This window comes from Actinosynnema sp. NPDC002837, assembly GCF_040295345.1.
Taxonomy (GTDB): Bacteria; Actinomycetota; Actinomycetes; order Mycobacteriales; family Pseudonocardiaceae; genus Actinosynnema.
Genome location: NZ_JBEOVG010000074.1, coordinates 22,735 through 45,497, shown reverse-complemented (window position 1 = coordinate 45,497; position 22,763 = coordinate 22,735). Strand labels below are relative to the sequence as shown.

Annotated in this window: 23 protein-coding genes and 1 pseudogene; 12 read left to right on the top strand and 12 right to left on the bottom strand. The window is 71.9% G+C overall.

Translation table 11 applies throughout. The features are described 5' to 3' along the window. The 3 genes from ABTZ99_RS34215 to ABTZ99_RS34205 form a co-directional block, all read left to right on the top strand. Nucleotides 1-1,040 (top strand): acetate/propionate family kinase (locus ABTZ99_RS34215; RefSeq protein ID WP_499617261.1); only part of this gene is annotated, 1,040 nt, incomplete at its 5' end. A gap of 42 nt (nt 1,041-1,082) precedes the next feature. Then, nucleotides 1,083-1,418: an ArsR/SmtB family transcription factor gene (locus ABTZ99_RS34210; RefSeq protein ID WP_499617258.1), complete on the top strand. Its 336-nt coding sequence runs from the start codon at nt 1,083-1,085 to the stop codon at nt 1,416-1,418. Next, complete coding sequence (locus tag ABTZ99_RS34205; protein ID WP_499617255.1) at nt 1,415-3,022, top strand: SulP family inorganic anion transporter; 1,608 nt, start codon at nt 1,415-1,417, stop codon at nt 3,020-3,022. Before ABTZ99_RS34210 ends, ABTZ99_RS34205 begins: the two co-directional genes overlap by 4 nt. Here the strand turns inward: ABTZ99_RS34205 and pflA are convergent, their stop codons facing one another. From pflA to ABTZ99_RS34190, 3 genes are read right to left on the bottom strand one after another with little or no spacing between them, the layout of a single operon-like run. After that, the gene (pflA, locus tag ABTZ99_RS34200) at nt 3,023-3,748 is read right to left on the bottom strand and encodes a pyruvate formate-lyase-activating protein (RefSeq protein ID WP_498781192.1); all 726 of its coding nucleotides are present in this window, start codon (nt 3,746-3,748) and stop codon (nt 3,023-3,025) included. Then, entirely contained in the window at nt 3,748-5,994 is a 2,247-nt protein-coding gene (pflB, locus tag ABTZ99_RS34195) for a formate C-acetyltransferase (protein ID WP_499617252.1), read from the bottom strand. The genes pflA and pflB overlap by 1 nt, the downstream gene beginning before the upstream one ends. Beyond that, nucleotides 5,991-7,028: a zinc-dependent alcohol dehydrogenase family protein gene (locus ABTZ99_RS34190; protein WP_499617249.1), complete on the bottom strand. Its 1,038-nt coding sequence runs from the start codon at nt 7,026-7,028 to the stop codon at nt 5,991-5,993. The genes pflB and ABTZ99_RS34190 overlap by 4 nt, the downstream gene beginning before the upstream one ends. 160 nt (nt 7,029-7,188) lie before the next feature. On the opposite strand from ABTZ99_RS34190, the gene ABTZ99_RS34185 reads away from it, so the two are divergent. After that, nucleotides 7,189-7,701: a flavodoxin family protein gene (locus ABTZ99_RS34185; RefSeq protein ID WP_498781186.1), complete on the top strand. Its 513-nt coding sequence runs from the start codon at nt 7,189-7,191 to the stop codon at nt 7,699-7,701. Between the two features lie 208 nt (nt 7,702-7,909). Further along, a complete protein-coding gene (locus ABTZ99_RS34180; protein ID WP_499617245.1) occupies nt 7,910-8,524 on the top strand; it encodes a CBS domain-containing protein in 615 nt (204 codons plus the stop codon). 14 nt (nt 8,525-8,538) lie between these two features. Here the strand turns inward: ABTZ99_RS34180 and ABTZ99_RS34175 are convergent, their stop codons facing one another. Then, complete coding sequence (locus ABTZ99_RS34175; RefSeq protein WP_499617242.1) at nt 8,539-9,276, bottom strand: DUF6544 family protein; 738 nt, start codon at nt 9,274-9,276, stop codon at nt 8,539-8,541. 88 nt (nt 9,277-9,364) lie between these two features. After that, entirely contained in the window at nt 9,365-10,561 is a 1,197-nt protein-coding gene (locus ABTZ99_RS34170) for a globin domain-containing protein (protein ID WP_498781181.1), read from the bottom strand. Between the two features lie 280 nt (nt 10,562-10,841). Here ABTZ99_RS34170 and ABTZ99_RS34165 point away from each other — a divergent pair, with 280 nt between their 5' ends. From ABTZ99_RS34165 to ABTZ99_RS34155, 3 genes are read left to right on the top strand one after another with little or no spacing between them, the layout of a single operon-like run. Continuing rightward, nucleotides 10,842-11,822, top strand: a complete 981-nt coding sequence (locus ABTZ99_RS34165) for a PNPOx family protein (protein WP_499617239.1) — start codon at nt 10,842-10,844, stop codon at nt 11,820-11,822. Between the two features lie 4 nt (nt 11,823-11,826). Next, entirely contained in the window at nt 11,827-12,306 is a 480-nt protein-coding gene (locus ABTZ99_RS34160; protein ID WP_498781177.1) for a cation:proton antiporter regulatory subunit, read from the top strand. 6 nt (nt 12,307-12,312) lie between these two features. Beyond that, a complete protein-coding gene (locus ABTZ99_RS34155; protein WP_499617236.1) occupies nt 12,313-13,485 on the top strand; it encodes a cation:proton antiporter in 1,173 nt (390 codons plus the stop codon). A gap of 111 nt (nt 13,486-13,596) precedes the next feature. Here the strand turns inward: ABTZ99_RS34155 and ABTZ99_RS34150 are convergent, their stop codons facing one another. The 5 genes from ABTZ99_RS34150 to ABTZ99_RS34130 form a co-directional block, all read right to left on the bottom strand. Beyond that, a complete protein-coding gene (locus tag ABTZ99_RS34150) occupies nt 13,597-14,187 on the bottom strand; it encodes a hypothetical protein (RefSeq protein ID WP_499617233.1) in 591 nt (196 codons plus the stop codon). A gap of 118 nt (nt 14,188-14,305) precedes the next feature. Next, a complete protein-coding gene (locus tag ABTZ99_RS34145) occupies nt 14,306-14,752 on the bottom strand; it encodes a hypothetical protein (RefSeq protein ID WP_499617231.1) in 447 nt (148 codons plus the stop codon). A 17-nt stretch (nt 14,753-14,769) separates the two neighbouring features. Next, nucleotides 14,770-15,033, bottom strand: a complete 264-nt coding sequence (locus ABTZ99_RS34140) for a DUF4342 domain-containing protein (protein WP_498781170.1) — start codon at nt 15,031-15,033, stop codon at nt 14,770-14,772. A 19-nt stretch (nt 15,034-15,052) separates the two neighbouring features. Beyond that, nucleotides 15,053-15,322, bottom strand: coding sequence for a DUF1876 domain-containing protein (locus ABTZ99_RS34135; RefSeq protein ID WP_498781168.1), 270 nt, complete (start codon nt 15,320-15,322; stop codon nt 15,053-15,055). A 29-nt stretch (nt 15,323-15,351) separates the two neighbouring features. Beyond that, complete coding sequence (locus ABTZ99_RS34130) at nt 15,352-15,555, bottom strand: DUF7455 domain-containing protein (RefSeq protein ID WP_498781167.1); 204 nt, start codon at nt 15,553-15,555, stop codon at nt 15,352-15,354. Nucleotides 15,556-15,766: 211 nt separating this feature from the next. Here ABTZ99_RS34130 and ABTZ99_RS34125 point away from each other — a divergent pair, with 211 nt between their 5' ends. Together ABTZ99_RS34125 and ABTZ99_RS34120 are read left to right on the top strand one after the other, a co-directional pair. After that, nucleotides 15,767-16,333, top strand: a complete 567-nt coding sequence (locus ABTZ99_RS34125) for a DUF6069 family protein (protein ID WP_499617226.1) — start codon at nt 15,767-15,769, stop codon at nt 16,331-16,333. Nucleotides 16,334-16,375: 42 nt separating this feature from the next. After that, nucleotides 16,376-17,702, top strand: a pseudogene (locus tag ABTZ99_RS34120) (heavy metal translocating P-type ATPase). Nucleotides 17,703-18,194: 492 nt separating this feature from the next. Here ABTZ99_RS34120 and ABTZ99_RS34115 read toward each other — a convergent pair. Both ABTZ99_RS34115 and ABTZ99_RS34110 read right to left on the bottom strand, forming a co-directional pair. Beyond that, nucleotides 18,195-18,392: a universal stress protein gene (locus ABTZ99_RS34115; protein ID WP_498781164.1), complete on the bottom strand. Its 198-nt coding sequence runs from the start codon at nt 18,390-18,392 to the stop codon at nt 18,195-18,197. Continuing rightward, nucleotides 18,361-18,855 (bottom strand): Gmad2 immunoglobulin-like domain-containing protein, encoded by a 495-nt coding sequence (locus ABTZ99_RS34110; protein ID WP_498781163.1) that lies wholly within the window; start codon nt 18,853-18,855, stop codon nt 18,361-18,363. Before ABTZ99_RS34110 ends, ABTZ99_RS34115 begins: the two co-directional genes overlap by 32 nt. Nucleotides 18,856-19,857: 1,002 nt before the next feature. Here ABTZ99_RS34110 and ABTZ99_RS34105 point away from each other — a divergent pair. Continuing rightward, nucleotides 19,858-20,040, top strand: coding sequence for a hypothetical protein (locus ABTZ99_RS34105; protein WP_499617223.1), 183 nt, complete (start codon nt 19,858-19,860; stop codon nt 20,038-20,040). Then, entirely contained in the window at nt 20,037-22,730 is a 2,694-nt protein-coding gene (gene ppdK / locus ABTZ99_RS34100) for a pyruvate, phosphate dikinase (protein WP_499617220.1), read from the top strand. Before ABTZ99_RS34105 ends, ppdK begins: the two co-directional genes overlap by 4 nt. Nucleotides 22,731-22,763 lie beyond the last annotated feature (33 nt).

Here is a 22,763-nt window from a genome sequence, read left to right as displayed (position 1 = left end):
GCCTTATGTTGTGGGTGGTGGGCGCGCCCGACCCCGTCCTCGCCCAGCACCACGTCGAACGCTGGGACGGCAGCCCCGGCCTCGACCTGCGCCTGCCGCCCGTGCACGCCGTGGGCCACCGCGTCGTGCACGGCGGCACCGGGTTCACCAGCCCGACCCTCATCACCGCCGACGTCCGCCGCGAGATCGCCGCCTTGACCGACCTGGCGCCGCTGCACCAGCCGAGGGCCCTGGCCGGCATAGACGCCGCCCAGGTACTGTTCCCGGCCGTGCCGCACGTGGCGTGCTTCGACACCGCGTTCCACCGCACCCTGCCCGCCGCCGCGTCCACCTACCCATTGCCGGCCGCCTGGCGCGACCGCTGGGACCTGCACCGCTACGGCTTCCACGGCCTCTCGCACGCATACGCTTCCCGCCGCGCGGTCGAGCTGGCGGGCGGCGGCACCCGCGTCGTGACCTGCCACCTCGGCGCGGGCTGCTCGCTGTCCGCCGTCCACGACGGCCGCTCGGTCGACACCACGATGGGCTTCACCCCACTGGCCGGTCTGCCCATGGCCACCCGCAGTGGCGACCTCGACCCCGGCCTGCTGCTGCACCTGCTCGACCGCCTCACCACCGACGAACTCGCCGACGGCCTCGCGCACCACTCCGGCCTGGCGGGTCTGTCCGGACACGCCGACCTGCGCGATGTCCACGCTGCGCTCGCGGCCGGTTCCGCCGACGCCGCGCTGGCCCTGGACGTGTTCACCCACCGCCTGCGCCAGGGCATCGCCGCCATGGCCGCGTCGATGGGCGGACTGGACCTGCTGGTCTTCACCGGAGGCATCGGCGAGCACGACGACCAAGTGCGAGCCCGAGTGGTGGACGGCTTGGCGTTCCTGGGTCTCACCCTCGATCGCGAGGCCAACGCCGCGGCTTCGGGCGATGCCGGAATCGGCGCGAAGACGTCCCGGACGCCGGTCTGGGTCGTCACCGCCCGGGAGGACGTCGAGATCGCGGCCGGCACGCGGACCACGTTGGCCGCCGACACCGTGTTGTAGAGTTGAAGAAGTTTTCAACTTTGCAACTTGTCGGAGGCCGTCGTGCCACTCCCGCTGTACCAGGCCAAGGCCGAGTTCTTCCGCATGCTGGGGCATCCGGCGCGCATCAGGGTGCTCGAGCTGCTCCAGGACGGCCCGAAGCCGGTGCGCGACCTGCTTGCCGACATCGGCATCGAGGCGTCCAGCCTCTCGGCCCAGCTGGCGGTGCTGCGCCGTTCGGGGATCGTCACGGCTACCCGGGACGGCACGACCGTGGTCTACGCGCTGACCAGTGACGACGTGGCCGAGCTGCTGCGCGTCGCGCGCAAGGTCCTGACAGGTCTGCTGACCGGCCAGAACGAGCTGCTGGAGATGCTGCGCGAAGAGGAGCGGGCGTGACGGCGTTCCTGCCGGCCAGAACGGACTGGGCCGGTGCGACGCGAAGAGACCTCGTGGCGGGGGTGACGGTGGCGATCGTAGCCCTGCCGCTGGCCCTCGGGTTCGGTGTCGCTTCCGGGCTGGGGGCGGCGTCCGGCCTGGTCACGGCCGTGGTGGCGGGGGCGCTGGCGGCGGTGTTCGGTGGTTCCAGCCTCCAGGTGTCCGGACCCACCGGTGCGATGACGGTGGTGCTGGTGCCGATCGTCGCGCGCTACGGCGTGGACGGCGTGCTCACGGTGGGGCTGCTGGCCGGGATCTTGCTGGTGCTGCTCGCGGTCGCGCGTGCGGGCCGTTACATGCGGTACGTGCCCGTGCCGGTGGTGGAGGGTTTCACGATCGGCATCGCGGCGGTGATCGCGTTGCAGCAGGTGCCCGCAGCCCTGGGGGTGTCCGCACCCGGCGAGGACCACGTGGTGCTCGCCGCCGTGGCGGCTGTCGGGGACTTCGTCGCGGCACCGCGCTGGGAGGCCGTCGCCCTGGCGGCCGGGGTGGCGTCGGTGATGCTGATCGGCGCCCGGTGGCGTCCCGGCGTGCCGTTCTCGTTGCCCGCCGTCGTGGTGGCGACGGTCGTCGCGCAGTGGGCCGCGCTGCCCGTTGCCACGATCGGGGCGCTGCCGAGGGTGCTGCCCGCAGCGTCGTTGGGGTTCCTGGACCTCGGCGCGCTGTGGTCGCTGTTGCCGTCGGCGGTAGCGGTGGCCGCGCTCGCCGCGTTGGAGAGCCTGCTGTCGGCCGCGGTCGCCGACGGGATGAGCGTCAACCAGCGGCACGACCCGGACCGGGAGCTGTTCGGCCAGGGCTTGGCGAACCTGGTGGCGCCGTTGTTCGGCGGTGTGCCCGCCACGGCGGCCATCGCCCGCACGGCGGTCAACGTCCGCTCCGGCGCGACCTCCCGGCTCGCCGCCCTCACCCACGCCGTCGTGCTCCTGCTGATCGTGCTGGTCGCCGCGCCGTGGGTGGCCGGCGTCCCGCTCGCCGTGCTCGCCGGCGTGCTGCTGGCCACGGCCGTCCGGATGGTCGAGGTCGGCTCGGTGCGCGCCCTGGCCCGGGCCGGTCGGCCCGACGCCGCCGTGCTCGGGCTGACCGCCGTGGCGACGCTCGCGCTGGACCTCGTCACCGCCGTCATCGTCGGTCTCGTGCTGGCCGGCGTGTTCGCCCTGCGCGCGGTGTCGCGGACCGCGCGCCTGGAGGAGGTGCCGCTGGAACCGGGTGACCACCGCGAGGAGGAACGCGCCCTGCTGGCCCAGCACATCGTCGCCTACCGGCTGGACGGCCCGTTGCTGTTCGCCGCCGCCCACCGGTTCCTGCTGGAGCTGACCGAGGTCACGCCCGTCGCGGTGGTGATCCTGCGGATGTCGCGGCTGTCCGCCGTCGACGCCACCGGCGTGCAGGTGTTGCGCGACGCCGTGCGGCGCCTGGAACACCGCGGCATCACCGTCCTGCTCTCCGGCGTGCGGGACGAGCACCGCCGCGCACTGGGCACGACGGACCTGCCCGCGTTCGACCACACGCCCGACGCCATCGACCACGCCCGAACCTTGCTGAGGAAACGGGACCTGCTGCCTTGATCAGGCCCGCAGGCCGTGCGCCGCGAACTGGCCGCGCACCCGCTCGACCAGTTCCGCGTCGGGCGTGGGGGTGTCGGCGAGTGGGAACGGCAGGCCGATGGCTTCGTACTTGGGTGCGCCCATTTTGTGGAACGGCAGCACGTCGACCCGCTCGACCGACGGCAGCGTGGCGACGAACGAGGCGATGCCGTCGACGTTGTCGGGGTCGTCGGTCTGTCCTGGTACCAGGACGAACCGGATCCACATCGGTTTGCCCAGGTCGGCGAGGCGGCGGGCGAACCGCAGCGTGGGTTGGACCTCGCCGCCGGTGACGTGGCGGTAGGTGGTCGGGTCCCACGACTTGATGTCGAGCAGTACCAGGTCGGTGTCGGCGAGCAGTTGGTCGGTGGCGCGGTCGCCGAGGAAGCCGGAGGTGTCCAGGGCGGTGTGCAGGCCCAGGTCCTTGACGGCGTGCAGCAGTTCGGCGGTGAACTCGGGCTGGAGCAGTGGTTCACCGCCGCTGACGGTCACGCCGCCTCCGGCGACTTCGATGAACCGGCGGTACTTCGCGATCTCGGCAATGACGTCGTTCACCGTGACGCGCCGGCCGTACCGCGTGAACCGGGTCTCCGGGTTGTGGCAGTACAGGCAGCGCAGCGGGCACCCGGCGGTGAACACGACGAACCGGGTGCCGGGGCCGTCCACGGCCGTGGCGAGGTCCCAGGAGTGGACGGCCCCGGTGGTCATCACAGTCCTCCGTGGAACGTGCGGTTGACCACGTCGCGTTGTTGTTCGGGTGTCAGGCGTACGAAGTTGACCGCGTAGCCGGACACGCGGATGGTGAGCTGCGGGTACTTGTCGGGGTGTGCCATGGCGTCGAGCAGCACCTCGCGGTTGAGCACGTTGGCGTTGAGGTGGAAGCCGCCGGCGTCGGTGTAGGCGTCGAGCACGCCGACGAGGTTGGTCACCCGCTCTTCGGTGTCGCGGCCCAGCCCGTTCGGTGTGATGCCGGCGGTGAGCGAGATGCCGTCGAGCGCTTCGTCGTAGGGCAGCTTGGCGACCGACAGGGCCGCGGCGACCAGGCCGTGGCGGTCCTGGCCGTTGGACGGGTTGGCACCGGGTGCGAACGGTACGCCCCCGCGCCTGCCGTCCGGGGTGTTGCCGGTGTGGCGGCCGTAGACGATGTTGGAGGTGATGGTGAGCACCGACTGGGTGTGCACGGCGTGCCGGTAGGTCGGGTAGCGGCGCACCAGGACCATGAAGTCCTCGACCAGTCCGACGGCGATGGTGTCGGCGCGGTCGTCGTTGTTGCCGTAGCGGGGGAAGTCGCCCTCCACCGCGAAGTCGACGGCCAGGCCCGTGTCGTCGCGGATCACCTTGACGCGTGCGTGCTTGATCGCGGAGAGGCTGTCCGCGACGACCGACAGACCGGCGATGCCGCAGCCGAGCAGCCGTTGGGCGGGGTGGTCGTGCAGTGCCATCTCGATGCGTTCGTAGGCGTACTTGTCGTGCATGTAGTGGATGATGTTGAGCGCGTCCACGTAGGTGCGGGCCAGCCAGTCGAGCATCCGGTCGAACGCGGCGCGGACCTCGTCGTAGTCGAGGTACTCGCGCGCGAGCGGAGGACGGTGCGGTGCGACCTGTTCGCCGGTCATCTCGTCGCGGCCGCCGTTGATCGCGTACAGCAGGGCCTTGGCCAGGTTGACCCGCGCGCCGAAGAACTGCACCTGCTTGCCGACCTTCATGGCCGACACGCAGCAGGCGATCGCGGTGTCGTCGCCGAAGCGGGGCCGGATCAGCTCGTCGTTCTCGTACTGGATCGAGCTGGTGTCCACCGAGACCTTCGCGCAGAACCGCTTGAAGCCCTCCGGCAGCGCGGGCGACCACAGCACGGTCAGGTTCGGCTCCGGCGCCGGGCCCAGGTTGTAGAGCGTCTGCAGGAACCGGAAGCTCGTCCTGGTCACGAGTGGACGGCCGTCCTCGCCGATGCCGCCGATGCTCTCGGTGACCCAGGTGGGGTCGCCGGAGAACAGCTCGTCGTAGGCCGGGGTGCGCAGGAACCGCACGATCCGCAGCTTGATCACCAGGTCGTCGACCAGTTCCTGCGCCTGCGACTCGGTCAACCGACCGGCGTCGAGGTCGCGCTGGAGGTAGACGTCCAGGAACGTCGAGGTGCGGCCCAGCGACATCGCCGCGCCGTTCTGCTCCTTCACCGCCGCCAGGTAGGCGTAGTACAACCACTGCACGGCTTCACGGGCCGTGGTCGCCGGCCGGGAGATGTCGTCGCCGTAGGACAGCGCCATCTGCTTCAGCTCGTCGAGCGCCCGGATCTGCTCGGCCAGCTCCTCGCGGTCCCGGATGATCTCCTCGGTGGACGGGACGTCGTCGATCGCGGCCCGTTCGGCCCGCTTGGCGTCGATCAGCCGGTCCACGCCGTACAGCGCGACCCGCCGGTAGTCGCCGATGATCCGGCCGCGCCCGTAGGAGTCGGGCAGGCCGGTGATGACACCGGCGCGGCGGGCGCGCTTGATCTCGTCGGTGTAGGCGTCGAACACGCCATCGTTGTGCGTCTTGCGGTACTTGGTGAAGATCTCGCGCACGGCCGGGTCGAGTTCATAGCCGTAAGCCTGCAGCCCGGCTTCCACCATGCGCAGGCCGCCGTTGGGCATGATGGCCCGCTTGAGCGGCGCGTCGGTCTGCAGCCCGACGATCAGCTCCTGCGCCCGGTCGAGGTAGCCGGGACGGTGGGAGGTGATGGTGGACGGGGTGTGCACGTCCGCGTCCAGGATCCCGCGCCGGCGTTCCTCGGCGAACAGCCCGGACAGGTCCCGCCACAGGCCCGTCGTCCGCTCGGTCGGCCCGGCCAGGAACGCGTCGTCGCCCTCGTAGGGGGTGTAGTTGTCCTGGATGAACCCGCGCACGTCGATGTCGTGCCGCCAGTCCACGCCGCGGAACCCGGTCCACGCGTCCAGCCGTTCCTCCACGGCGGTCATCGGGTCAGCACCACCTTCAGCGCGCCGGTCTCGCCGGCCCGCGCGAACACGTCGTAGGCGAGGTCCATCTCGTCCAGCGCGAAGTGGTGCGTGGCGAACCGCTCGGCGTCGAGCCGGCCGTTCGCCAGCATCGTGAGCAGCGTGGGTGTGGTCACGGTGTCGACCAGGCCGGTGGTGATGGTGACGTTGCGGATCCACAGCTGCTCCAGGTGCAGCGTGGCGGGCTTGCCGTGCACGCCGACGTTCGCGACCCGGCCGCCGGGGCGGATCAGCCGCGCGCACAGCTCGAAGGTCTCCGGCACGCCCACCGCCTCGATCGCGAGGTCCGCGCCCATGCCGCCGGTCAGCTCGGCCACCACCCGCTCGACATCGTCGGCCGCGTTGACGGTCAGGTCCGCACCGAACTGCTTGGCCGCCTCCAGCCGCGACTCGGCCACGTCCACCGCCACGACGTGGCCGGGGCTGTAAAGGCGGGCGGTCTCGATCGCGGCCAGACCGATCGGTCCGGCGCCCACGACGACGATCGTCCGGCCCGGCTCTACCTTGCCGTTGAGCACGCCGACCTCGTACGCGGTGGGCAGGATGTCCGACAGCATGACCGCGGCGGCGTCGGTGACGCCGTCGGGCAGCAGGTAGGTCGAGGTGTCCGCGAACGGCACCCGCACGTACTGCGCGTGCGTGCCGTCCACCGTGTGGCCCAGCACCCAGCCGCCCCCGCCCAGGCACTGCCCGTACACACCGGTCCGGCAGTACGAGCACCGACCGCACGCGCTGATGCACGACAGCAGCACCCGGTCACCCGGCTTGATCCCGGTGACCGCCGCGCCGACCCGCTCGACCACGCCGACACCTTCGTGGCCCAGGATCCGACCAGGCTCCACCTCGGGCACGTCGCCCTTGAGGATGTGCAGGTCCGTGCCGCAGATCGTGGCCGCGGTGATCCGGACGATCGCGTCGGTCGGGTCGACCAGCTCCGGGTCGGGCACGTCCTCCCACGCCCGTCGGCCCGGACCGTGATAAACGAGTGCCTTCATCGTCTCCTCCTCGAATTCCGTCCACTCCGAGCGTCCACCCGGGCCGGTCCGGGAGGCAGAGCCCGAGGTCCCGGCAGGACAGGGCAGTTGGCCGCTGTCGGCCGGTCCGCGGGAGGGGCAGCGTGGTGAGACGACGAAGCAGAGAAAGGTGGTACCGGCGATGGCACGGGCACTCGTGGTCTTCGAATCCATGTTCGGCAACACCAGGGCGGTCGCCGAGGCGGTGGGTGCGGCCTTGGCGGAAGGCAGGCAGGTCGACGTCGTGGAGGTCGCCGCGGCGCCGGACGTGCTGCCCGAGGGCGTCGACCTGCTCGTGGTCGGCGCGCCGACGCACGCGTTCAGCCTGAGCCGGGTTTCCACCCGCAAGTCCGCCGCCGACCAGGCGACCGGTGGACTGGTGTCGCGTGGACGCGGCGTGCGCGAGTGGCTCGACGCGCTCGCGCCCGTCGACCGCACTGTGAGCGCCATCGCGTTCGATACCAAGGTCAAGGTGGGATGGCTGCCGGGCTCGGCCGCCAAGGCGATCACCAAGCGCCTGCGGCGACTGCGCTTCACCCTCGCGGGCGCGCCGGTGTCGTTCTACGTCGGAGGCACCCCGGGCCCCTTGCTGGAGGGCGAGATCGAGCGTGCGACGGCCTGGGCCCGGACCATCCGCGCCACCAGCCGGACGTGACCCGCCTGGTCGTGCGGGGTGCGCTCACGACCGACAGGACGGCAGAGCACCAGCCACACCGCTGCGGACGGTGAACGGTCCGTGGTCCGCCGCGCGTGGTTTCCGGTCCGGTGTGCCGGGTAGGCGCTGGTGAGGACCCGCCGGCAAGGAGTGGCCGCCCACCGGAAGGCGCTGTCGACGGAAATCACCGGATCAGGGGAAGATTGCGATGAAGGCCCAGGACCTGATGACACACGCCGTGGTGACCGTGCGGCCGGGGATGGCCGCCAAGGACGCGGCGCGACTGCTGGTGGAGCACGGTTTCACCACGCTGCCGGTGGTCGAGGGCGGCGACCGCCTGGTGGGCGTGGTCGCCGAGGCGGATCTGCTGCGCAACCGCGTCCTCCCCGACCCGCGGACATTCGTGCACGGACAGCCGCCCGAGCCGCTCGCGCCGGCGTCGACGACCGTCGCGGAGGTCATGACGACCGACGTGGTCGCGGTCGACCCGCGCACGCACGTGTCCGAGTTGAGCAGGCTCATGCTGGACAAGCACCTGCGCGTCGTCCCTGTCGTGCGAAACGGCGTCCTCGTCGGCGTGGTCAGCAGGCGCGACCTGTTGCGCATGATCGCGCGGGACGACGACGTGATCGCGACCGACGTGCGGCACCAGCTGGCCGTCGCGGCGGGGCGCGTGCCGTGGCGGATCTCCGTCACCCATGGGGTGGTCACTCTTGCGGGTGAAGGTGCGAACGACGGGGAGCGGCACGTCGCCACCGTGGTGGCCGGTGCGGTGCCGGGGGTGGTCGGCGTGGAGGTGGCCGAGCCCGACGGCGCCGCGTGAGGTGCACTGGCGTGTCAGTCGGGCACTGTGCTGTAGGTGATGTCCGCGTTCGTGTAGTCGAACTGGGCGTAGGCGAAGGGTCCGTCGGGCAGGTGCCAGACGGCGGTGCCGCGACGGGGGCGCATGCGGCCCGCGACCAGGCACCAGCCGTCGACGGGGGTGGACCAGCGGGTCTTGACCAGGCCCTCGGGCAGGTCCGCCCAGCGGTCGTCGGTGCTGAACTCGCGTGGTGCGCCTCGGTCGTCCACGGTGACCTGTGCGGTGACGGTGTTGTCGTGGTCGGTGAGGGTGAGGCCGAAGGTGTGCTCGTCGGTCGGAGTCCACTCGACGGGAAGGCGCAGCAGCATCGACGGGGCCAGCAGGACGGCGTCGTCGAGGAAGGTGACCAGCTCGCCGAGGTCGAACTCGCGGCCCTCGCCGTCGGCGACGGGAAACAGGCCCAGGGCGGTGGCGTGCATCCGGCCGTGTCCGTGCTCGTAGACGTCCTGCGCCCGCACCGGGATGAGGTGCGCGAGCCTGAGGCGCAGGCGGAAGTCGCGGGTCAGGCTGGTGGCGTCGTTGTGCTGCTCGCTGGTGCAGGCGACCCAGCGCTGGTCCGGGCGGGTCCGGAAGAAGCCGTGCGCGGTGGCGTGGAACGACACGTCGGCCGGACGTCCCGGCACGAGGGCGAACCTCAGGTAGCGCTGTGCCGGCTCGGGCAGGTGGGCGAGGTCGCCCGCGGTGATCGGACCGGCGTGAATCGTGCTCGTCATGAGTGGCACCTCCACGTCTGAGCCTGCTCGAACCCCTGGGCGGGCGGCAGGGCCGAAGGCAACCGTCGGGAGAGGACTTCCGGCCGCGTCATGCCGGTGAGCCGCTCGTGCCGTCGACCATGCCCGGCCCGAACACCTCGTGGTGGATGCGGTCGGCGGGCACGCCCCGGCGCAGCAGGCCGTCCCGCACGTGACGCATGAACGGCAGCGGGCCGCACAGGTGCGCGGTGACGTCGTCGGGCAGCGGGAGGGCGTCGACGTCGATCAGGCCGGGCAGTCCGTCCTCGCCGGTCTCGTACCAGGTGAGCACGTCGGCGTCGGTCAGGCCGGTGGCGAGGTGGTCGACCTCGACGCGCAGGGCGTGCCGGTCGGGGGAGCGCTCGGCGTGCGCGACCACCACCTGTCGGGTGGGGTCGGTGCGGGAGATGTGGTCGAGCATCGCCGCGGTGGGGGTGATGCCGATGCCGCCGCTGACCAGCAGCACCGGTCCGGTGCCGGCGGCGAGGGTGTTCTCGCCTGCCGGTGGGCCGACCAGCAGGGTGTCGTCGGTGTGGACGTGGTCGTGCAGGTGGTTGGACACCGCGCCGTCCGGGGCGTCGCCGAGAGCGCGCACGCGGCGCACGGTAATCCTCAAGGAGCCGCGCGCCGGGCCCTGCGACAGGGAGTACTGCCGGGGCTGGCGTCGCCCGTCGGGCAGGTCGACGGCGACGGAGACGTACTGGCCGGGCGCGAAGTCGGGCACCGGGCCGCCGTCGTCGGGCACGAGCGTGAACGACACCGCGTCGACGGCCTCGTCCTGGCGCTTGGCCACCCGCCATCGGCGCCAGAGCGCCACGGGGTCGACGCCGCCGCGCTCGTACAGCCGTGCCTCGGCGGCGATCAGCTCGCACGCGAGCAGCCAGTAGACCTCGTCCCACGCGGAGGCGACCTCGGCGGTGACGGCGTCGCCGAGGACCGTGCCCACGGCGGCCATGAGGTGGCGGCCGACGATCGGGTACTGCTCGGCGCGGATGCCCAGCGACACGTGCTTGTGCGCGATGCGCTCGGCGATCGGGGCGAAGGGCGGGGCGGCGGGGTCGAGCAGGTGCTCGGCGAAGGCCACGACGGCGGAGGCCAGCGCGACGCGCTGTTGCCCGTTGGCCTGGTTGCCCTGGTTGAACAGGTCGAGCAGCTCGGGGTGGGCGGCGAACATCGACGGGTAGAACACGCCGGTGATCTGCACGGCGTGCTCGCGCACGGCGGGCAGCGTGGCGCGCACCACCTCGGCGGAAGCAGCGGACAGCACGGGTTGTCTCCTCAGGGTGGGGAGGGGGGTCTCGGCCACAACACTGGACAACGCCCGCCTCGGCGGCCAGGGATCATGGGGCCACCTCGGTCGGGACTTTGGCCTCTGCCGCTCCTCCGGGTGGTGCGCGGGCACATCGGGCACCTCGGAGCCGTGCCCGACGTCCCGGCCGCAGCGGGTCCGTCGACCCTGTTCCACCGCCCACCCGCGAGGTGGACTGGGGGGCATGGTGCTCGTGTCGGGAAGCCATCACACGCCCGAGGGTCGGCGTGCGCCCCTGGTGAACCGGGTGGTGCTGCGCCTGCTCGGCACGGTGGGACGCCGTGCGCTGGACGGCAAGGTGTGCGGGTTGCGGTATCGCGCGGGCGGTGGTGCCACCGTCGAACTGCCGGTGCAGTACGTCCGCGACGGCGACCGGCTGGTGGTGGTCGCGGGTCGGGCGTCGGGCAAGCGGTGGTGGCGCCACTTCCGCGTTGCTGCGCCCGTCGAGGTGCGGTCGGGCGGTCGGTGGGTCACCGCGTCGGGCGTGGTGCTCGACGCCTCGGAACGCACGGCAGCGCTGGAGGTCTACCGCCGAGTCTTCCCCCGGACCACCGACGACGTCCAGGTCGTGGCGATCACCGGCCTGCCCGCCGGCGGTCCGCCGTTGCGCGGACGGGCGCTGTTCCGCACCTGGTTCCCGCTCGTCACCTTCGCGGAGTTCCTCGGGTTCGCGGTGCCTGCGGGTGTCGGTGCGCTCACCGCGGACAAGGCAGCCGCGCTGGTCGTCCCGGCGCTTCTGGCCGCGGGCGCGGTCGAGGGGGCGGTGCTCGGATGGGGTCAGGCCACCGTGCTGCGGCGGGCACTGCTGGGGGTGTCCCGCTCGCGCTGGGTGGCAGCGACCTCGGGAGCGGCCGTCGTGGCGTACTCGGCGGGCCTCGCGCCCTCCACCTGGGCTGCGGGGATGGCGACGTGGCACCCGGTGCCGTTGGTCGTGGCGTCCGCCGCGCTCGGGTGCGTGCTGCTCGGGTCGATCGGCGCGGCGCAGTGGCTGGTCCTGCGCGGGCACGTGCCGCGGGCGGGCCGTTGGATCGTCACCACGGCGGTCGCCTGGCTGCTCGGGCTGGCGGTCTTCCTCGGGTTCACCATGCCGCTGTGGCAGCCCGGGCAGGCCCTCGCGGTCACCGTGGCCATCGGAGTCGTGGGCGGCCTGCTGATGGCCGCCACCACCACCGCCGTCACCGGCTACGTCCTGCGACGCCTGCTTCCCGCGTCATCATGATCCGATGGACGTCAACGAGGTGCTGTTGCCCGGTGTGGGGCTGCGCTACGAGTTCACCAACGCCGACGGGGACCGGATCGGCGTGATCGCCCGCCGGGACGGCGACTTCGAGCTGGTCGCCTACCCGCCCGAGGACCCCGACGAGGGCCGGCCGCTGTTCCGGCTCACCCGGCAGGAGGCGGACACGGTCGCCGAGATCCTCGGTGCCCCGCGCATCGCCGAGCGGTTCGCCGACCTGTCCAGGGAGGTCCCCGGACTGGTGTCGGGCCGCGTGGACGTGCCGGCCGGGTCACCGCACGTCGACCACCCGCTGGGCGCGATGCGGGCGCGCACCCGCACGGGCGCGTCGGTGGTCGCGGTCGTCCGCGGCGAGGACGTCGTCGCCTCGCCCATGCCGACGGAGGTCATTCGCGCGGGTGACGTGCTGGTGGTGATCGGCACGGTCGAGGGCATCGAGGGCGTGCGCCGGATCGTCGAGGGCTGAGCACGGGTGCACACGTCACTGGCCCTGCTGCTGGAGCTGGGCGTCATCCTGGTGGTCCTCAGCGCGCTCGGCACGGCCGCCCGCCGGTTCGGTCTTCCGCCGATCCCGCTGTACCTGGTGGCGGGCCTGGCGCTCGGCGAGGGCGGCGTCGCTCCGGTGCCCGCGGCCGGCGGGTTCGTCGAAGCCGGCGCCTCGATCGGTGTCGTGCTGCTGCTGCTCACGCTGGGACTGGAGTTCTCCACCGCCGAGTTCACCCACAGCCTGCGCCGCCACGTGCCCTCCGCCGCGGTGGACCTGGTGCTGGGCGCGGGGCCCGGCGCGGGCGCGGGGTGGCTGCTCGGCTTCGACGCCGTCGGCATCGTCGCGCTGGCCGGTGCGACGTGGGTGTCGTCCTCGGGCATCATCGCCCGCCTGCTGGGCGACCTGCGCCGGCTGGGCAACCGGGAGACCCCGGCCGTGCTGGCGGTGCTGGTCATGGAGGACTTCGCCATGGCCGTCTACCTGCCCGTGCTGGCCGTGCTGGTGGCGGGCGGCACGTGGTGGCAGGCGACGCTGGGCGTCCTGGTCGCGGTGGCGGCCGTCGCCGTCGCGTTCGTGCTGGCCCACCGCTTCGGCCACCACGTCAACCGGTGGCTGGCCCACCCCGACGCCGAGCAGCTCATGCTCCGGGTGCTCGGCACGACCCTCGTCGTGGCCGCCCTGGCCGAGTACGTCAACGTCTCCGCCGCCGTGGGCGCCTTCCTCGTCGGCCTCACCCTCACCGGCGAGGCCGCTGAACGTGCCCGCCAGGTGCTGGGACCGCTGCGCGACCTGTTCGCCGCGGCGTTCTTCCTGTCCATCGGCCTGGCCGTCAGCCTCGCCGACCTGCTGCCCAGCCTCCCGACGGCGCTGGCGCTGGCCGTGGTCGGCGCCGCGGGCAAGGTCGCCACCGGCTGGTACGCCGCCCGCCGCGACGGAGCCGCCCGCCGGGGCCGACTGCGTGCGGGCACCGCGCTGATCGCCCGCGGCGAGTTCTCCATCGTCATCGTGGGCCTGGTCGGCGTCGTCCAACCCGAACTGGGGCCGCTGGTCACCGCCTACGTGCTCGTCCTGGCCACCACCGGACCGCTGATCACCCGCTGGGCCGGCTCACCGACCGCAGGCCCACCCCGGAGAGGGTTCCGGCGGACCCCGATGTGAGGTCGGGCAGACCCACCGGCGCGGGCCGGGGGGACCGTCACGATCCCGCGCTTTCTCACCCGGACGTGCCAGAGCGGGCGAGCCGTCGAGGCCCGCCCGCTCCAGTGGTCGTCATCGCAGCCAGGCGTGGTCGCGGACCACAGGCAGGGTCGCCCACCAGCGGCCGAGGCCCCAGGTGGCGCCCGCGCCGGCCGCCGCGACGGCGATCAGGGCGACGGCGTAGATGATGTGGTAGTCGATGACGGGGTTGGTGGACATGCTGGGTTCGCCGGCCGACGTGAATTGGGCGAGGGGCCATTCGGCGGCCCACATGAGCAGCATCATGAGGGTTCCGGCGGTGGCGGCGAGGCGCAGGCCGATGCCCGCCACCACCGCGACGCCGATGGCGAGAAGGCCGAGCATGAACAGCCAGTCGGCCCACCAGGCGCCGGCCATGGCGTGGAAGGTGGACTCGAACGGTCCGACCGCGACCCGGCTGAGGAAGCCCTTGGTGGGCGACCCGCCGTTGATCCACGCGTTGGCGGCCTTCGTGGCGTAACCGAGGCCGAACAGCTTGTCGAAGAACGCCCACAGGAACACGAACCCGGTCGTGATCCTCAGGACCGCGAGCGCGATGCCCCCGGCGTCGGCGCGGACCGCCGTCGTCGCGGTCGTACGGGCCGTGGCCTTTGTCGTGGCACCGGAGTGGCTGAGCGCTGTCATGGCTTCTCTCCTCTTGCTCTCGTCTTCGCCATGAGCTTCGCGCCGCCGACGGTCGTGCGACGCGGGCGAAGGTCCCTGATCGACTGGGACGTCCGGCACCACGTGAGGCTCGTGGTCGTCACGGGTCGACGTCCGGTGCGACCAGGGCGTGCAGGAGCTTGACGAGCTGGACCAGGAGGGCGATCGACACGGCGACGAGCACGATGGTCAGCGTCGTGCGTGTGATCGTCGTCCACGGGATTCCCGCGTCGTCGAACCGGAACGGCCACACCGCCGACATCGATGTCAGCGCGGCCAGCGTCGCCGTCGTCGTCAGCACGTCGCCGAGCAGCACCAGCCGGCGTCGGGGGAACAGCGCGCAGAGCGTGTTGACGACGATGCCGAGCACCAGCCCGACGTCGACCCACACCACCACGTCGACCGCGTCCTCGGTGAGGAACGGAACGGCACGCCACCCCGGTGACACGTTGACCAGGACCAGCAGGATCACGTTGACCACGGTGCCGACCAGATAGCCGGCACGTGGTCCAGTCGTGACGGTCGGTCGGATCGATGTGCTCGTCATCGTCTCCTCCTGACCGGTCAGGTCCGCGGTGGTTCGTGCCGCTCGACGTCGATCGACCACTCGCTCGCCAGGGCCGCGATCGCCGCGACGGCGGTCACGACGGGGGCCACGACCGCCGCCACGACGCCCGCCGTCACAGGGATCTCCATCACGGTGTGGCCCTTGTCGTCCTTGATGACCAGACGCCGGACGTTGCCCTCGTGGAGCAGTTCCTTGACCTTCTCGACGAGTGCTTGCCCGCGCAGGCGCGTGGTCCGCGGGGTTTCCAACTGCTCGGTCATGTCGAACCTCCGTTTCCGGTCACCTGGTCAGGTGCGCCGGCTCGTGGGTGACACCCTCGATGTCGGACGTCGCGGCGTCGAGGAGTTGGTGGGCGAGGTCGGACAGCGCCCTCGCGGTGGCGAGTTCGTCGCCGATCTCGGGGATGTCGGTGTCGGCCGGGTTCAGCCTTGCCGTGCCGACACCGACCAGGTGGGTGTCGTCGCGTGTGTGCAGGCGCGCCTTCGCCCTGGTCTTGTCGTCGTGCTCGTCGATGGTGACGTTGACGCGCCACTGCTTGGTCTCTCGCATCGGGTCCTCCTTCACTCTCGTGTCCGTGGTCAGCGGTCGCGGGGTTCGACGTGGTGCTCGATCCGCACGGCGACGCGCTCGAGCGCGGCTCGGTGGCGGCGTTCGTGGTGGTCGCAGAACGTCAACTGCCCGTCCCTCAGCACAATGCGCACCCGTCCACGCGCACCACACCGGTCACACCGGTCCGCGACGGGGTTGAGGCTGGTCGTGATGGTGTCGAGCGCGGCGGTCATGGCGTCCCTCTCTCCTTTGTGCTTTCCAGCCTTCTCCCGGGCGGTGCGGCGGTACAGGGACCTTCGACCCGCGCAGGCCGGGATCCGCGCCGAGTGCCGGGACTTGGCCCGTGAGGACCTCCGACCCTGGGGTTCGCGGTTCCGGAAGGCGAAGGTGGAAGCGCACGGGCAGGTGTTCGAAGCGTCACGTCCACCCGGAGGAGGAACCGCCATGACCAGTCGCGTGAACGACCACGGCACACGCACGGACCAACCGAAGGACTTCGTGGTCTCGTGGCCCCCGGAGGCCGATCCTCCGGAGACCTTGGCGTTCCCGACGGTCCGGTCCGACACGCCGGCCGGAGAGCGTCCGCTCGACGGGTTCCACACGGGACGGCTGTGGACCGGTGGAGCCGCGACCGCGCTGGTCGCCGGACTGCTGGCGGTCGTCGGGATCCTCGTGGCCCGCGGGTTGCTCGACATCGCGGTGCTCGCACCGAAGGGCGAGGGCGCCTGGGGCAACGCCAACACCTTGACCTACGCGCTTGTCTCGGCGGTGTGCGCGTTCGCGGCCACCGGCCTGGTGCAGTTGCTGCTGACGACCACCCCTCGTGCGGTCCGGTTCTTCACCTGGATCATGGTGCTGTTGACCGCGATCGCGGTGGTGCTGCCGCTGAGCCTCGACGTGGCCACCGAGAGCCGTGTGTTCACGGCCGTGCTCAACGCCGCGATCGGCTTCTCGATCACGGCGCTGCTGTCCGGTGTCGTGGGCAGCGCCCGCCGACGGTGGAACGCGTGAGCCGTACCGGACGCGTCCAGTAGACGAGGTCGGTGAGTCCTGATGCGACGGTTCCGTGCGCTCTCGCGCGAGCTGCTGCTGTTGATCGCGGTGAGTGCGCTGCTCGTCGGTGGCGGGATCGCCCGGTTGTCCGGGTCGGTTCCGGCGGATGTGTTGTGGGCGGCCGCGGCCGGTGTGGCGTTGGTCCCGGCGATCGCCTGGGTCGTGGCGGACCTGCGTGCCGGTCGGTGGGGCGCCGACCTGCTCGCCGTCCTCGCTCTCGGCGGCACGCTGGCCGTGGGTGAGTTCCTTGCGGGGGCGATCATCGCCGTGATGGTGGCCACGGGACGAGTGCTGGAGAGCGCGGCGCGCCACCGCGCGCGACGCGACCTCTCCGCCCTGCTCGAACGGGCGCCGAACCGCGCGCACGTGCGACGGGGCGACCGGGTGGACACGGTGGTGATCGGTGACGTCCGGCGTGACGATCGTGTCGTGGTGCTTTCCGGTGAGATCGTGCCGGTCGACGGCGTGCTGCTCGACGGCGGTGTGTTCGACGAGTCGGCGCTCACCGGGGAGGCCGCGCCCGTTGCGCGTGTCCGTGGGGACTCGGTGCGCAGCGGTGTTGTGAACGCGGGGGCCGCTGCGGACCTGACCGCGTCGGCCACGGCCGAGGACAGCACGTACGCCGGTGTGGTGCGGTTGGCCCGTGAGGCTGCCGCGGGCAGTGCCCCCGTGGCGAGGCTGGCGGATCGGATCGCGGTGTGGTTCCTGCCCGCGGCCTTGTTGCTCGCCGCGGTCGCGTGGGCGGTGACCGGGGACCCGGGACGTGCGGTGGCGGTGCTGGTCACCGCGACGCCGTGCCCGCTGCTATCGACGTGGCGGTGATCCTCAACGCGCTGCGCGCCCTGCGCAGCCCTGTCCGACGCCACGTCACCGACGAGGCCGGCCGGCTGCTGCACCGGTTCGCGCACGAGCACGGGGAGCTGCTCGCCGCGCGCAACGCCGTCCGGCAGGCCGCCGACGCACTCTCGGACGGAGCCTGCCCGGAAGCCGACGCCGCCATCCGCCGGGCGCACCACCTGCTCGCCGAGCGGATCCTGCCGCACGAACGAGCGGAGGAGACCGAGCTGTACCCCGCGTTGGTCGGGCTCCTGAGCGGGCCGGAGAGCACGGTGACGATGAGCCGCGGCCACGCCGAGATCGAGCGCCTGGGCCGCAGGCTGGATCGGCACCTGCGCGAATCACCCGACGGTATCGAGCCGGAGCAGGTCGACGACGTCCGCGCCACCCTCTCTACGGACTGGACGCCGTGCTGACGCTGCACTTCGCCCAGGAAGAAGAGGCCTACTTCACCCTCGCCTCGGCTCATGAGCCGACGCCCCGGAGCTGAGGGCACCACCATCACCCCAGCCGCTCGGCCGCCCGGATAACGCGATCGCTCGGGCCGCTCGGCGCTGCCTGAGCCACACAGTCGTCAGCCCGATGGGCCTCCCGAACGTCGGGTGGCCGGCGGACGCCCGTCCGGGGTCGGCAGACGGATGGTGCAGGTGCTTCCCCCGGCCGCTCCCGACGCAGCCGTGACGGTGCCGCCGTGGGCCCTGACACGACCGCGAGGCCGCGGCACCGCGTGCGCCACCAGGGTGGTCCGGGCGGTGGCCCGTGAGAAGGATCGGCCGTCGCAGGAGTCGGGGGGTGATCCCGAGTCCCCTGTGTCGTGCCGGATCCACGACTCTGGCGTACCGCACGGCGGCGCCGTCGTGTGACGGTCGGTGCTCGGCGGTTGGTTTCACGCTGTCGAACCGTGTTGTCCACGTCGATCAACGCGACGGACAAGTGCAACCGGGTCTCACCGGACGTGTCGGCGCGGACCGCCGACATCCTGTCACCGCTCGTCCTCCTTTCCGCGCACCACCAGAACCGGGCACGGCGCTTGGTGGATGACGGCGCGGCTGGCGGAGCCGAGGGCGTAGCCGGTGAGCGAGCTCCGACCGCGACAACCGACGACCAGTGGTGACGACGCCGTCGAGTCGTCCGGTCCGCACCGTGGGTCAGGTGCCCTGTGGCACGCGGATGACGTCACCGGGGTTGATGACGTTGGGGTTGGTGATGGTGAGCGGGTTGGCGGCTACCAGTCGGTAGTAGAGGTTGCCGGAGCCGTAGTAGCGGGTGGCGATCGCCCACAGCGTCTCGCCCGCCGAGACGACGTGCTCGAGGTAGGAGTGGTAGCCGGGGACGATCTTGGAGCCGAGGACCACGGGGACGATCACCTTGTCGAGTTCCTCACCGTCTTTGGGGGAGGTGTGGTAGACCTCGATGAATACCCGGTTCAGGGTGAACGCCGCCCCGGTCACGTCCGCGGCGACCTGGAACTGGCCGTGTCCGCCGGTGCCGTCACCGGCCATGAAGTACCCGACCACCTCGTCGTGGCCCTCGTGCACGCGGTAGTTGAAGTTGGCCTCGAACGCGCCGCCGGCCACCCCGGCGAGTTGGATCACGTCGCCCACCAGGTCGTAGGCCTTCGGTTGTTGCACGTCGATCGACATGGTCACACCTCTCTTGTGGACATTCCCGTGGCGATGGCGGGATCACCGCGGAACGCGACCGCCTCGGTCGCGGCTCGAAGCCGATGACCACGAGCCTTCAACGACTCCTCCGACCAGTCTCGGACGCGCTGCGGCACGCCTCCAGGGCAGAAAGTCCCGGGATGGCGGGGAACCCGCCCCGAAGGACCGATCGACCGATGAATCCGGCAGCGGGCCGCACGCGCACGGGGCGAGAGGGGCGAAGTCGCCGCCGCGCCCGTCGCATTGCCGATGGGTGGTCGAGGAGCAGGCGGTGCGGCTCGACGAACCCGTGCCCGTGCGCAGGTGGTCCACCGCTTCGTCGGCCCGCGTCCGGATCCGGTCGAGCGGCGGGTCGCGAACACGTCGCGTGGTCCGGCACACCAGCGGACGGCGAGGGGCACCGTCGGGCCGGGACTCCCGACCCTGGGATCCACACGGCGCCGGTGCCGGCGTTGGCGGTTAGAGGTCCGCGTCGAAGGGGGCCGGCCCCTTCCGGGACGACGCCGGCGTGTGGGCAGCCGGTTGCCGCACCGGTGAAAGGCGCGGCGAGTCGGACTTCGTTGTGCCGTCACGTCCATGGTGCCCTCCGGATTCGTCGTCCGAGGGCGTCCTCGGGTCGGGACTGCCGGACGGGCGGGCAACGGCGCCGCGAGACGGAACGGCTGCAAGCGGCGACCGTCCGCTCGCGAGCTGTGGACTACCTACCGGGAATATCGGACGCAGTTGCGGGACGAGTCGATACCCGTGCGTCGAGGCGGACCACCGCGACGTTGAGCCGATTCCGGCATCGGCCGGCGCACCGCCGTTGCCCGAGGTCGGAGGCCGCGGTGGGAAGTGCGTGTCCCGGTGTCGGGCGGTGTCCGATGCGCCCCGTGGTGGCCAGGGACGTTCGGAGCGTCGACCGGGGACCTTCGGCAGCGGCGTGGCCGATGCGGCCGGTGCATCGTGAGAGGGCGGGATGGGACCGGATGGAGTGCCGTCATGAGCGGTTTGATCGTCTGCGGCATCGCGGTCTTCGGGCTGTTGCCGGAGGCGGCGTCGATCAACGTCCTGAAGCGGCGTGAGCAGGGACCACCCCGTGCGCGTGCCGGTCCGAGTGAGCCTCCCGGCTTCCGCCGTGCCGTCCAGGCACCTGTTCAGAAGCGACTGAAAGAGGAGCGATGACGATGCCCAAGTACGTGTACGACTTCGCCGAGGGCAACCGGTTCATGGCGGACCTGCTCGGCGGAAAGGGCGCCAACCTCGCGGAGATGACCGTGATGGGGCTCCCCGTGCCGCCCGGGTTCACGATCACCACCGAAGCCTGCCGCGCCTACCTGGCCACCGGTGCGGTGCCGGAAGGGCTGGCCGCGGAGGTGGACGAGCACCTGCACGCGCTGGAGCGGGCGATGGGCCGCAAGCTGGGGCAGGTCGACGAGCCGCTGCTGGTCGCGGTCCGCTCCGGCGCCCGGTTCTCGATGCCCGGCATGATGGACACGGTCCTGGACATCGGGTTGACCGACGACTCGGTGGCCGGGCTGGCCGCGTGGGCGGGGGACGAGCGGCTCGCGTGGGACTCCTACCGCCGGCTGGTGCAGATGTTCGGCACGACGGTGCTGGGTGTCGACGGGGAGCACTTCGCCGCTGCCCTGCGGGAGGCCAAGCGGGCCAAGGGCGTCACCGGCGATCTCGGCCTGGACACCGCCGACCTGCGCGCGCTGACCGCGACGTTCAAGGACATCGTCCGCGAGCACACCGGCCGGGAGTTCCCGCAGGACCCGCGTGAGCAGTTGGACATGGCGATCGCGTCGGTCTTCGCGTCGTGGCGCACCGAGCGCGCCCAGGTCTACCGGCACGCCGAGCACATCCCGGAGGACCTGGGCACGGCGGTCAACGTGTGCGCGATGGTGTTCGGCAACCTGGGTGACGACTCGGGCACCGGTGTCGCGTTCACGCGCGACCCGGCCACGGGTGCGCCCGGCGTCTACGGTGACTACCTGCCCAACGCCCAGGGCGAGGACGTCGTGGCCGGCATCCGCAACACGCTGCCGCTGCACCGCCTCGCCGACCTGCAACCGAGGGGTCACGAGCAGCTGATGGGGATCATGGCGACGTTGGAGGAGCACTACCGCGACCTGTGCGACATCGAGTTCACCATCGAGCGCGGCAAGTTGTGGATGCTGCAGACCCGCGTGGGCAAGCGCACCGCGGCCGCCGCGTTCCGCATCGCCGACGCGTTGCGCGAGGAGGGCTTGATCGACGACGACGAGGCGCTGCGGCGGGTGACCGGCGCGCAGTTGGCCCAGCTGATGTTCCCGCGCTTCGGCGACACCGACCGGGCACCGCTGGCCACCGGTATCGCCGCGTCGCCCGGCGCGGCGGTCGGCGAGGTGGTGTTCGACTCCGCGACCGCGGTCCGCCGGGGCGAGGAGGGCGCGGCGGTGATCCTCGTGCGCCGCGAGACCAACCCCGACGACCTCGACGGGATGATCCACGCCCGAGGGGTGCTCACCAGCCGAGGCGGCAAGACCTCGCACGCCGCGGTCGTCGCCAGAGGTCTCGGCCGGACCTGCGTGTGCGGTGCGGAGTCGCTGACCATCGACGCCGAGGCCCGCCGCTTCACCACCGCCGACGGCACGGTGGTCGCGGAAGGCGACGTGATCTCGGTCGACGGGACCTCCGGCACGGTGTACCTCGGCGAACTGCCGGTGGCCCCGTCCCCCGTCGCCGACTACTTCGAGGGCCGCCGCCCCGCCGAGGGCGACGACCTGCTGCGGGCCGTGGACCGGATCATCATCCACGCCGACCGCCGGCACCGGCTGGAGGTGCGGGCCAACGCCGACACCCCCGAGGACGCCGCCCGTGCCCGCCGCCTCGGCGCCACCGGCATCGGACTGTGCCGCACCGAGCACATGTTCCTGGGCGACCGCCGGGTGCTGGTCGAGCGGCTGATCCTCGCCGGCGACGAGAACGCCCGTGCCGAGGCGCTCGCCGCGCTGCTCCCGTTGCAGCGCGCCGACTTCACGCGCATCTTCGAGGAGATGGACGGCCTGCCGGTCACGATCAGGCTGCTCGACCCGCCGCTGCACGAGTTCCTGCCCGACCGCGTCGAGCTCACCGCTCGCGTCGCGGTCGCCAATGCGCTCGGCGAGACGGACGCACCGGAGGACCTGCTGCGCGCGGTCGACCGGCTGCACGAGCAGAACCCGATGCTCGGCACCCGCGGCGTGCGGCTCGGGCTGCTCATCCCGGCCCTCTACGACCTGCAGGTCCGCGCGATCGCCGAAGCCGCGGCGTCGCGGATTCGGGCGGGCGGGAAGCCGCACGTGGAGATCATGATCCCGCTGGTCGGCGACTCGCGCGAGTTGGAGGTGGTCGCGGCGCGGGCCCGGCGAACCGTCGCCGACGTCGCCTTCGAGTCCGGCGTGGGCATCCAGTACCGCATCGGCACGATGATCGAGCTGCCACGCGCCGCGGTCACCGCGGGCCGCATCGCCGGGACCGCCGAGTTCTTCTCGTTCGGCACCAACGACCTGACGCAGACCGTGTGGGGCTTCTCCCGCGACGACGTCGAGGGCTCGTTCTTCCCGGTGTACGAGGCCGAGGGCGTGTTCGACGTGTCGCCGTTCGAGACGATCGACCGCGAAGGCGTCGGCCGGTTGATCCAGATCGCGGTGAGGGAGGGCCGTGCAGCGCGTCCGGACCTCGCACTGGGCGTGTGCGGCGAGCACGGTGGGGACCCCGCGTCCATCCGGTTCTTCCACGAGGTCGGCCTCGACTACGTGTCCTGCTCACCGTTCAGGGTGCCCGTCGCCCGCCTTGAAGCAGGCCGTGCCGCGGTCGGCGAGGCCGACGCGACCACCGACAACCGTTAACAAGGGCCCGTCGACAGGACGCTCACCGGAGAA

Excerpts from the sequence above, each read along its gene's own strand:
- pflA (WP_498781192.1), bottom strand. The coding sequence starts at position 3,748 with ATGACCACCGGGGCCGTCCACTCCTGGGACCTCGCCACGGCCGTGGAC.
- pflB (WP_499617252.1), bottom strand. The coding sequence starts at position 5,994 with ATGACCGCCGTGGAGGAACGGCTGGACGCGTGGACCGGGTTCCGCGGC.
- ABTZ99_RS34190 (WP_499617249.1), bottom strand. The coding sequence starts at position 7,028 with ATGAAGGCACTCGTTTATCACGGTCCGGGCCGACGGGCGTGGGAGGAC.
- ABTZ99_RS34185 (WP_498781186.1), top strand. The coding sequence starts at position 7,189 with ATGGCACGGGCACTCGTGGTCTTCGAATCCATGTTCGGCAACACCAGG.
- ABTZ99_RS34180 (WP_499617245.1), top strand. The coding sequence starts at position 7,910 with ATGAAGGCCCAGGACCTGATGACACACGCCGTGGTGACCGTGCGGCCG.
- ABTZ99_RS34175 (WP_499617242.1), bottom strand. The coding sequence starts at position 9,276 with ATGACGAGCACGATTCACGCCGGTCCGATCACCGCGGGCGACCTCGCC.
- ABTZ99_RS34160 (WP_498781177.1), top strand. The coding sequence starts at position 11,827 with ATGGACGTCAACGAGGTGCTGTTGCCCGGTGTGGGGCTGCGCTACGAG.
- ABTZ99_RS34150 (WP_499617233.1), bottom strand. The coding sequence starts at position 14,187 with ATGACAGCGCTCAGCCACTCCGGTGCCACGACAAAGGCCACGGCCCGT.
- ABTZ99_RS34145 (WP_499617231.1), bottom strand. The coding sequence starts at position 14,752 with ATGACGAGCACATCGATCCGACCGACCGTCACGACTGGACCACGTGCC.
- ABTZ99_RS34140 (WP_498781170.1), bottom strand. The coding sequence starts at position 15,033 with ATGACCGAGCAGTTGGAAACCCCGCGGACCACGCGCCTGCGCGGGCAA.
- ABTZ99_RS34135 (WP_498781168.1), bottom strand. The coding sequence starts at position 15,322 with ATGCGAGAGACCAAGCAGTGGCGCGTCAACGTCACCATCGACGAGCAC.
- ABTZ99_RS34130 (WP_498781167.1), bottom strand. The coding sequence starts at position 15,555 with ATGACCGCCGCGCTCGACACCATCACGACCAGCCTCAACCCCGTCGCG.
- ABTZ99_RS34125 (WP_499617226.1), top strand. The coding sequence starts at position 15,767 with ATGACCAGTCGCGTGAACGACCACGGCACACGCACGGACCAACCGAAG.
- ABTZ99_RS34110 (WP_498781163.1), bottom strand. The coding sequence starts at position 18,855 with ATGTCGATCGACGTGCAACAACCGAAGGCCTACGACCTGGTGGGCGAC.
- ABTZ99_RS34105 (WP_499617223.1), top strand. The coding sequence starts at position 19,858 with ATGAGCGGTTTGATCGTCTGCGGCATCGCGGTCTTCGGGCTGTTGCCG.
- ppdK (WP_499617220.1), top strand. The coding sequence starts at position 20,037 with ATGACGATGCCCAAGTACGTGTACGACTTCGCCGAGGGCAACCGGTTC.